This window comes from Brevundimonas sp. (assembly GCF_027487935.1).
Classification (GTDB): Bacteria; Pseudomonadota; Alphaproteobacteria; order Caulobacterales; family Caulobacteraceae; genus Brevundimonas.
The window spans coordinates 137,623-147,535 of sequence record NZ_JAIYCP010000009.1; the positions used below are offsets into that span (position 1 = coordinate 137,623).

A 9,913-nucleotide genomic window follows, 5' to 3' on the forward strand; every position below is an offset into this window, starting at 1 on the left:
TGCCGCTGGACTGCAGTATCTGCGAACGGTCCATATTGCGAACGGCCGGCACGATCCGGACGGCGCAGCCTGCGTCGTCCGGATCGCCCGGAGTGTCGGGGCGGTTCCCTTAACTCCAGACGTCGTGACGGGTCGGGGCAGCAAACGCCGACCAGTCCTCGTAAACGGTCAGACCGTCCGCGGAGACATGGGGATTCGACGAGTTGCCGCCTCCCGAGGACAGGAGCCCCTGGGCGAACTCGATCTCCTTGGCGAGACCGGCGACGTCGAACTCGGCGTCCGGCGTCGGCATGACCGGCGGACCCTCGAACTTGGCCGCCAGGATGAAGTCGTCGGCGATCGCCGGCAGGACCTCGGGCGAACCCGCGTCGGTCGCGGGGACAAGGAGATAGCCGTCATCGGCCGGGCCATCGAACAGGAAGACGGTCTCCGCCACATCACCATCGGGCGGTGTGAAGTCAGCGCCGGTCCACTCGCCCCGGACCGGGGTGGTGAGTTCGGTCGCACCCGGCAAGACCTGCGGTCCGTCGGCCTTGCCCCCGTCGTCCGCCATGGCCGGGAGCACTTCAGCGCCTCCACCCTTGGTGAAATCGCCCGGTGCGGCCGGCAGGACCTCAGGTCCCCCCGAAGCCTTGTCTCCGGCCAGGGCCGGCAGGACCTCGGGTGCCGCCGCAGGCGGAGCTGAAGCCGGATTGCCGCTGATGTCGTAAAGCCCGTCCGCAAACTGCAGCCGCTCGACATTGGTCAGGGTGTCGGTTCCATCGGGCCCGGTGATCGTGGTGACACCGCCGGAAAGGCTGATGGTGTAGGCCGAGCGATTGCCGCTGAAAAACGCCGTGTCCAAACCATTGCCGCCATCGATCGTATCATCGCCGGAGCCAGCGTATATGTAGTCGTCGCCATCGCCTCCGCTTATGAGATCGTTGCCGCCAAAGGCCCGTATCTCGTCGGATCGGAATGAACCAATAATGGTTTCGGCGTTGTTGCTACCTTCCCAATAGCGGTAGCCGCTGGCGACGATGAACCGTCCATCGTCGAAGCTGATGTGCTCAACATTGGTCAACGTGTCTTGCCCATCGGGACCAGAAATCAGCAGACCGCCGCCCTGCGGTGACGTAATTACGTAGGACGTTATCGAACCCGAGAAAAACACCGTGTCCAAACCATTGCCGCCATCGATCGTATCATCGCCGGAGCCAGCGTATATGTAGTCGTCGCTGCCACCTGCACTGATCTGATCGTTACCTGACAACCCCCAGATCTCGTCCGACCCAGAAGTGCCTACAATTGTATCGGCATTGCTGGTCCCCTCGAAATAGCGATAGCCGCTAGCAATTATGAACGTGCCTTCGTCAAAACGAATGCGCTCGACATTTCTGAGGCTATCGACACCGTCGGCACCGGTAACAAGCAGGGTGCCGCCAGGCTGGGAAGCGATCACATACGAGCCGATAGAGCCCGAAAACACGGCCGTATCGATCCCGGCCCCGCCGTCGATCGTATCGTTCCCGGATCCACCGCTGATGATGTCATTGCCATCCAGACCATCCAGGTAGTCGTTCCCACCACCGCCACTCAACTGATTGACGCCGCTGTTGCCCACGAGCGTGTTTGCCAGCTCGTTGCCGGTGAGATTAATTGCGGTAAGGCCGCTGACCGAAGCCGTCTCCAGCGTCTCCACGGATACGCCGGCGGCGAGGACATAGCTTGCGCTAGCCAGGATCCGGTCCGATCCTTCGCCAGCGGCCTCCACGACCTGGTCGCCGGCGGCATCTACAAGGTAGGTATCTTCACCAAGGCCGCCGATCATCAGGTCATTGCCGCCGCCCCCGTTGAGGAAGTCATCGCCCGCTCCGGCCAGAATCTCATCCGCAAACGCCGTACCGACAATCGTGTCGTTCCCGGCCGTGCCAGCATAATACTGACCACCCCCGGCCCCCACGATCAGGGTGCCGTCCGAGAACTGCAGCCGCTCGACGTTGGTCAGGCTGTCCGTTCCATCAGGCCCGACGACAGTGGTGACGGAACCGCTGGTCGTGCGGATGGAACCCGCCATCGTGCCCGAAAAAACCGCCGTATCGGTTCCGGCCCCGCCGTCGATGGTATCGTTCCCGGCCCCGCCGTTGATGATGTCATTGCCATCGAGGCCGTTGATCACATCCGCGCCCGACGTCCCGTTCAGCGTATCCGCTCCGGACGTCCCGTTGATCGGGCCACCCGATTGAATGGGCGCACCCGCGGCGTCGTACAGGCCGTCAGCGAACTGCAGCCGTTCGACATTGGTCACCGTGTCGGTCCCGTCGGCACCCGTCACCGTGCTCACACCGCCCGATACCGTGATGGTGTAGGCGGAGCGGTTGCCCGTGAACACCGCCGTGTCCGTTCCGTCGCCGCCGTTGATCGTGTCATTGCCGCCGGCACCGGTCAGGCTGTCATCGTCCGCGCCGCCGTTCAGCGTGTCGGCTCCGGTGCCGCCCGTCAGGATGTCGGCACCGGCGTCACCGTTCAGGGTCGAACCCAGCAGATTGATCGGAACCGGCGTCTGGCTGGGGCTGGAAACGTGCAGGGTGTAGGTCTGGTTGGCCGGGGGCGGGCCCGAGACGAAGGGGGCACTGCCGCTCACCCAACGTCCGACCTGGATGTAATAGGTTCCCGCGCTGGCGAAGGTGTGGGTCAGCGACGAGTCGGTCTCCGAGCCGCCATCGGCGGCATTGTCATCATTGCTGGCCAGTTCGACGCCCCCGAAATCGACCAGGCGGAGCGTGCTGTCGAAGCTGGCGTTGTCGATGTCGAACACGACCGTCTCGCCCGCGGTCACGGTCAGGCGGTAGTATTCGACATTGCCGTGGGTCGTGGCCACGACGGTGGCATGCGGAATGGTGGTGGAGTTGGCGATCGCCGCATTCTGGGCCAGATCGAAGGCACCGGACAGCGAGACTGCGGTGGCGATGCTGCCGTTGCTGGTGTCACTGCCCTTGATGATGTCGGGTGCCCCGCCGGCGAGGCCGGGCGCGCCGGCGATGAGCTGGTCGGCACCGCCGCCGCCGTTCAGGATATCGACGCCGCCGCCGCCGCGCAGGATGTTGGCGTTGCCGTCGCCCGTCAGGGTGTCGGCAAAGGTCGTGCCGGTGACATTCTCGACCCCGGTCAGGGTTTCGGTGCCCGCACCGCCGCTGCCTGTGCCGGTGGTCAGGTTGATCGTCACGGCAGCGCCCGCGCCCGAATAGTCGGCCGTATCGGTTCCGGCACCGCCGTTGAGCGTGTCATTGCCCAGGGCGCCGATCAGGACGTCATCGCCGTCGCCTCCGTTCAGGACGTCATTGCCCGAGCCGCCATTCAGCGTGTCATTGCCGCCCAGGCCGTTGATGGTGTCGTTGCCGCCCAGTCCGCCGATCACATCCGCCAGGGCTGTGCCGTTGATGGTCTCATTGGTGATGTCGCCGCCGACCACAATGCCGCCCGTCGGCGCTGCTGCGATGGTCTGGTCGGTGAACTGCAGGAATTCGACATTGGTCACGGTCACATTCTGACCATTGCCGACGATCGTGCCGGTCTGACCGTTCCAGGTGATCGTATAGGCCGAGCGCGCGCCCGAGAACACGACCGTATCGGTCCCGAGGCCGCCGTCGACCACGTCCGTGCCGGCATTCGGCGTGAAGCGGTTGTTGGCCGAGTTGCCGCGGAAGGTGTCTGACCCATTGCCGCCGATGGCGTTCTCGATCACCGCACCGAGGGCGATCGAGACGTTGCCGACAAGACCGCCGACGCTGGAGAAACAGCCCTGGCGCAGATCGATGATCTGGCCGTTGTTCAGATAGCCCGAGAAATCGAACGTATCGGTCCCGCCGGCATCCCAGGCGCAGAACAGCAGGGCGCTGAGTTCATTGGTGGCACTGAACCAGAGCCGGCCCGCCGTCGAGTTGAAGCCATAGACGGTGTCGCCGGTCCGGGTCGTCATATTGGCCCCGTACAGACGCTGGGTCGCCGAGATATCGTCCATCAGTGGCGCGGACGAATAGCGGCGCGGACCCGTGGCGTCGGTGCGGAAGTCCGCGCCGGTCTCACGCTCGCTGAAATAGCTCATCACCGAATACTGGAGGGAATCCTCATAATAGGTGGCGCTGGCCGAATAGGTGATCGTGCCGCCGGCACTGGCGTTATAGGCCGCCGGGTGGCTCAGGCCGATGGCATGGCCGATCTCGTGCAACAGGGTCAGCTGGCCATAGCCCTGCTGAACCGGCACGGCATTGTAGGACAGGGAGCTGTTGATCCAGACATCGCCCTGGACCTGCGAGAAGCCTGTCGCGCCGGGCGTGCCGCCGGGCAGATAGGCGAAGGCCGCCGCGCCGTCCTGGCCGGAACTGTAGTTGCCCAGCAGGATGGTCGCGTTGTTGGAATACTCGCTGCCCGCCTCCTGGACGCGCTGGAAGGTGATGTTGCCGACATCGGACCAGGCCGCGAAGGCCAGGACGCCTGCGGCGATCTGGACGGAACTGAACTGGGAAAAGCCGGCGGTGTCGGTCGGCATCGTCGTGACCGAGTCACGGAAGGCATAGGTCACGGTCGCCGCCGTGCCGAGCGCCGAGGACCAGCTCTGGTTCGTCCGGGTGATCTGGGCACCGGCATCGGTGGAGCTGAGCGAAGGCTTGCCGTTCGGGCCGAAGACCCCGCGGTCATCCGCGTTCAGATTGAAGACCGGACCGCCGTCCGCGTCGCTGGTCGGACCATGGAAGCGGGCACAGCAGGCGCAGATCTGATAGCTGGCGATGGCACCGAAGGCGGAATCCTGACCCGGATCAACCGCTTCGCCGACCCCTGTGAACCGCCCGGTCTCACCGAAAGGTCCCTCGTAGGTCTCAAGAAACTGGATGGCGTTGCCGTTGCCGCGATTGCTGTTCAAGCCGAAAAACATGGGACCACCGTCGAGGATGAACGTTCAGAGACAGAGACCCTAGCGCGACGGGCCAAAACGACAAGCGCAACGCAATCAGGGTGGGATGAATACCCGCGACCCCGTCTCAGGATTGTCGCATAATTCACGCGTCCACGATCGGACCCTCGGGCCGGATTGCCCGCCGCCCGGGCTTGACCGGTTCCGCAAAACCCGAAGGTCGCGGAAAGGACACCGGCGCAAGACTTGGCACGCCCCGGACCCCGTCGCATGGTGCCGCCATGTTGACCCGGCCTTCCCCCGCCCGCCTTGCCGCCCTGATCCTCCTGACCGGAGCCCTGTCCGCGTGCGGCTCGAATGTGCCTGTGGCCGATGCCGGACTGGAGATCGCTGCCCCCGCAGAGCAGCGGCTGATCGCCCTGACCGATCTGGACCAGCGGGTCGCCCGGGTCGGTTATCGCCTGTCGGCGGCCAATGCCGAACTGTGTCCGGCGGTGCGGAACTCTGCCGGCTGGTTGCTGCATGCGGCGAGCCAGTACAGCCCCGAACTGCGCCCCTATGCCGCAGCCCGGTTCGGACTGGATGGCGACCTGCCCGGGCTGCTGGCGGTACCGGAAGGCTCGGCGGCCGACCTCGCCGGTCTGCGTCGGGACGACCTGCTCATCAGCGTCAATGGCGCGGCCCTGACACGCGGTGCCCCGCGCCGGGCCGCCGCCTGGGAGGGTGTTGAAGCCAATATCCGGACCCTCGACCAGGCGCTCGCCGCCGGGCCGGTCGACCTTGTGTTTCGCAGGGACGGTGCGGACCGGTCGGTCAGGCTCAGGCCGCACCGCGCCTGCGGCTACGACGTCCAGCTGGACCCGTCCGATGAACTCAACGCCCGGGCGGACGGGAAACGCCTGTTCATCACCACCGCCATGGCCGGTTTCACGGCGACTGACGACGAACTGGCCCTGGTGCTCGGCCACGAGCTGGCCCACCACGTCCTCGGTCACCGCGGCTGGCATGAGGCGGAAGCCCGGGGGCGCGAGACACAGACCGTTCCAGCCCTCAGCGGCACGGCGGGCGGGACGGAGCGGCAGGCGGACCGGGTCGGTCTCTATCTCTCGGCCCGGGCCGGGTTCGATCCCGCGATCGCCCCGGCCTTCTGGCGTCGGTTCGCGGCGTTCAACTGGCGGGTTCGCTATCCCGGCTGGAACCACCCCTCAGCCGAGGCCCGGGCCCGTGACCTCGAAAGGGTCAATGCGGAAATCACTGCCCGGCGGGCGGCGGGCCAGCCGCTGGTTCCGTAACGGCCACAGTGACCGGCCCCTCAGGGGCAGGCCCTCTCCAGGCGGCATGCGGATTGAGCGCCGCGGTGGCTTCCAGAAACGTCCCCGGCTTCAGCGACGGCTCATCGGCCGTCTGCAGTCCGGCCAGCCGGGCCAGATCCGCGATGAAGCTGATGCAGTTGCGCCTCTGCAGGTCATAGACCGAGCCTTCCGGACTGTTCCACCAGTCGGCCCGGGCCCGGACGGCACGATAGTCAGCGTCACTGACCACCAGCGTCAGATAGGGCTTGCCTTCGCCCACATAGCGGGGGTTCGGAAGCTCAACCACGCCGGTGCCCCGCATGAACAGCAGATGCGGGCCCGGATTGCGGGCCGTGAAACCCGCCGCCCAGTCCACCGCCTCCCCCGTCTCGTCCAGCGTGCCCGTGGCCTGCACAAAGGCGTGCGGGAAGAGCAGGTTTCCGTCCCGCACCCGCGCCCCCGGGTGGGCGTAGAAGGTCAGGGTCACCTCAGCCCAGGCCGGGCCCGCGAACAGGGCCAGTACCAGCCCCAGCAAACCGATCCGCCTCATCGTTCCGGACATCCTGCAGGCTCCGCTGTCCCCCCACCTATCGCGCGGCGACCGGGCGCGGCAAGGTGCCGATCCATCCCCGGCACCGATGCACCTGCGACGGCAGCCCGTGACAGCCCGGGTTCGATAGGAGGTGGCGGAGCGGCCCGCCCGGCGCTATCGCAATCCCATGAGCACCCAGGGCCCCGTCCTCGTCACCGGATCCGCCGGCTTCATCGGCTTCCACACCGCGCAGCGTCTGCTGGCACGCGGCGAAGCCGTCATCGGCGTCGACAACCTCAATGACTATTATGACCCTGCCCTGAAACAGGCGCGGCTTGCCCTGTTGCTGACGCATCCGGGCTACACCCACAACACGCTGGATCTGGCGGACCGCGACGGCATGGCCGCCCTGTTCGCGAAGCACTCGCCCCGCCGCATCGTCCACCTCGGAGCCCAGGCCGGCATCCGCTACAGCGTCGAGAATCCCGAGACCTATATCGACTCCAACGTCGTCGGCTTCCTGAGCGTGCTCGAGGGGGCCCGGGCCGTGAAGGCGGAGCATCTGGTCTTTGCCTCGACCAGCTCGGTGTTCGGGGCCAATGCGGCGCTGCCCTTCTCGGTGCAGCAGGGCGTGGCCCATCCGCTGAACGTCTATTCCGCGACCAAGATCGCCAATGAGGCCATGGCCCACGCCTATGCCTACATCTTCGGCATCCCGTGCACGGGCCTGCGGTTCTTCACCGTCTATGGCCCCTGGGGCCGCCCCGACATGGCCCTGTTCAAATTCACCCGCGCCATCCTCGAAGGCCGGCCGATCGACGTCTACGGCGCCGGGGCCATGGAGCGCGACTTCACCTATGTCGACGACATCGTCGACGGCGTCGTGGCCGCGCTGGACGCCGCCCCCGGCAAGGACCCCGACTGGCGGGCCGAGGCCCCGGGACCCGGCACCAGCGGCGTGGCGCCCTGGCGTATCCTCAACCTCGGCGCCGGTCGGCGCGAGCCGCTCGCTCGCTATATCGAGGTTCTGGAACAGGTCCTGGGCCGCAAGGCCATCCTCAATGTCATGCCGACCCAGGACGGCGAAATGACCCGCACCGAGGCCGATGTAACCGAGACCCGCGCCGCCCTCGGCTATGCCCCCTCGACCCCGATCGACGTCGGCGTCCGGCGGTTCGTCGACTGGTACCGGGGCTTCTACGGGGTCTAGGCACCGCCCGCGTCGACGCGCCGCCGTTCCCTTGCGCCGGCGGTTCCGGGTTCATCACAACGGGCACAACGGGCACAACGGGGTCACAACGGACACAACGGGTTCTGCACAGATGCCGGGCGACGCCGGCCTCCACGCACGAATGTGACTCCGGATCGCCGCCGCGCATCAATCGGATCAAGGCGGCGAAGCCGCGATCTTGACGCACGGGGAAAGGCACGTGGCCCGGACGCAGACCCGGTCCCGTCGTGTTCGTCGTGTTCGTCGTGACCCCGTTGTGCCCGTTGTGATGAACCTGCCTTCGGCAGGCAGACCCACTTCACTGCAGACGCGAAGACCTGCGGTCAGGACGTGCCGCCACCTCACCCATCGGCACCCGACTGTGCAGCGCCACAGCGATTTATTGCACCGCACACGAAATGATTTGCCTGCTGCGTTGCAATAGGTTCCTATCCCTATCCGCGGCCCCGAACGCGGTTCGAGCCGAGCCTTCTGTCGCCCAGCCTCGGACCCCGCGCATGAATTCCCGCAGCCTCGCCGCCCTTCTTGCCCTCGGCTTCGGCCTGGTCGCGGGGCCCGTCCTGGCGGCGACGCCGGCCGCGCCGGCCCTGCTCGCGCATCAGGCTCCGCTGGTTCTCAACGAGGCGGCCTCGGCCTGGATCCTGACCTCGACGGCCCTCGTCCTGCTGATGACCCTGCCCGGACTGGCCCTGTTCTACGGCGGCATGGTGCGACGCAAGAACGTCCTTTCCACCATCGCCCATTCCACCGCCGCCATGGTCATCGTCACCGTGCTCTGGTTCATCGCCGGCTACAGCCTGTCCTTCGGGACCAGCGGCGCGCCGACCAACGGCTTCATCGGCGGTCTGCAGGCCGCCTTCCTCAACGGCGTCACCCCGACCACGGCGCACAGCCTGGCCCCCGGCCTGCCGGAGTTCCTCTGGATCGCCTATCAGCTGACCTTCGCCATCATCACCCCGGCCCTGATCGCCGGGGCCTTTGCCGAACGGATGAAATTCTCCGCCTCCATCCTGTTCTTCTTCCTCTGGCATCTGATCGTCTATGCGCCGATCTGCCATCAGGTCTGGGGCGGTGGCTGGATGGGCGGACTGGGGGTGCTCGACTTTGCCGGCGGGGCCGTGGTCCACGTCAATGCGGGCGTCGCCGGCCTGGTCTGTGCCCTCGTCCTCGGCCCGCGTCAGGGCTTCGGGCGAGACAATATGGCCCCGCACAACCTGGCCTTCACCGCCATCGGCACGGGCCTGCTGTTCGTCGGCTGGCTGGGCTTCAACGCCGGCTCGGCCTGGGCCGCAGACGGGATCGCCGCCGTCGCCGCCTTCAACACCATCCTTGCCGCCTGCGCCGCCGCCATCGGCTGGACCGCCGTGGAATGGATCGACCACAGGAAGCCGACCCTGCTGGGCCTGCTGTCCGGCATCGTCGCCGGCCTCGTCGGCATCACCCCCGCCGCCGGCTTCGTCGATCCCAAGGGGGCCTTCGTGATCGGCATCATCTGCGGCCCGGCCTGCTATGCCGGCGCCGTCTGGCTCAAGCGCGCCCTCAAATATGACGACAGCCTCGACGCCTTCGGTGTGCACGGCATCGGCGGCATCGTCGGCGCCCTGCTGACCGGCGTGCTGGCCACCGCCGCCATCAACCCGGTCGCAGCGAGCGCCAATCTGCTCAACCAGACCATCGGCCTGGTCGCCGTCATGGCCTGGAGCGCCGTCGGCACCTTCGCCATCCTGATGATCTGCAAATTCACCACCGGCTTGCGCGTGGCGAAGGAGGAGGAGATCGAGGGCCTCGACTATACCCAGCACGGCGAGACGATACATCCGTGAATCCTGTCTCCTCCCCATCGCCGATGGGGAGGGGGACCGTCCGGAGCCTCGCAGAGGCGAAGGAGGGTGGAGGGGCGCACCCCCCAGTCTCCTCCCCGCTTCGCGGGGAGGGGGACCGTCCGGAGCCTCGCAGAGGCGAAGGAG

The 9,913-nt window shown here is 66.7% G+C and carries 5 protein-coding genes; 3 read left to right on the forward strand and 2 right to left on the reverse strand.

Translation table 11 applies throughout. From position 1 onward, the window contains the following. Positions 1 to 109: 109 nt before the first annotated feature. The gene (locus Q0053_RS03935) at positions 110 to 4,912 is read right to left on the reverse strand and encodes a M10 family metallopeptidase C-terminal domain-containing protein (RefSeq protein WP_298096310.1); all 4,803 of its coding nucleotides are present in this window, start codon (positions 4,910 to 4,912) and stop codon (positions 110 to 112) included. Between the two features lie 260 nt (positions 4,913 to 5,172). Between Q0053_RS03935 and Q0053_RS03940 the strand changes: the two genes are divergently transcribed. Further along, positions 5,173 to 6,183, forward strand: a complete 1,011-nt coding sequence (locus Q0053_RS03940) for a M48 family metalloprotease (protein ID WP_298096313.1) — start codon at positions 5,173 to 5,175, stop codon at positions 6,181 to 6,183. On the opposite strand, the gene Q0053_RS03945 is transcribed toward Q0053_RS03940, so the two are convergent. Beyond that, complete coding sequence (locus Q0053_RS03945; protein ID WP_298096315.1) at positions 6,143 to 6,745, reverse strand: hypothetical protein; 603 nt, start codon at positions 6,743 to 6,745, stop codon at positions 6,143 to 6,145. The genes Q0053_RS03940 and Q0053_RS03945 overlap by 41 nt on opposite strands. Positions 6,746 to 6,902: 157 nt before the next feature. Between Q0053_RS03945 and Q0053_RS03950 the strand changes: the two genes are divergently transcribed. Together Q0053_RS03950 and Q0053_RS03955 are read left to right on the forward strand one after the other, a co-directional pair. After that, complete coding sequence (locus Q0053_RS03950; protein ID WP_298096318.1) at positions 6,903 to 7,925, forward strand: NAD-dependent epimerase/dehydratase family protein; 1,023 nt, start codon at positions 6,903 to 6,905, stop codon at positions 7,923 to 7,925. A 518-nt stretch (positions 7,926 to 8,443) separates the two neighbouring features. Further along, positions 8,444 to 9,769 carry an ammonium transporter gene (locus tag Q0053_RS03955; protein WP_298096321.1) on the forward strand — a complete coding sequence of 442 codons (1,326 nt, stop codon included), beginning with the start codon at positions 8,444 to 8,446 and terminating at the stop codon, positions 9,767 to 9,769. The last annotated feature ends 144 nt before the right edge of the window (positions 9,770 to 9,913 follow it).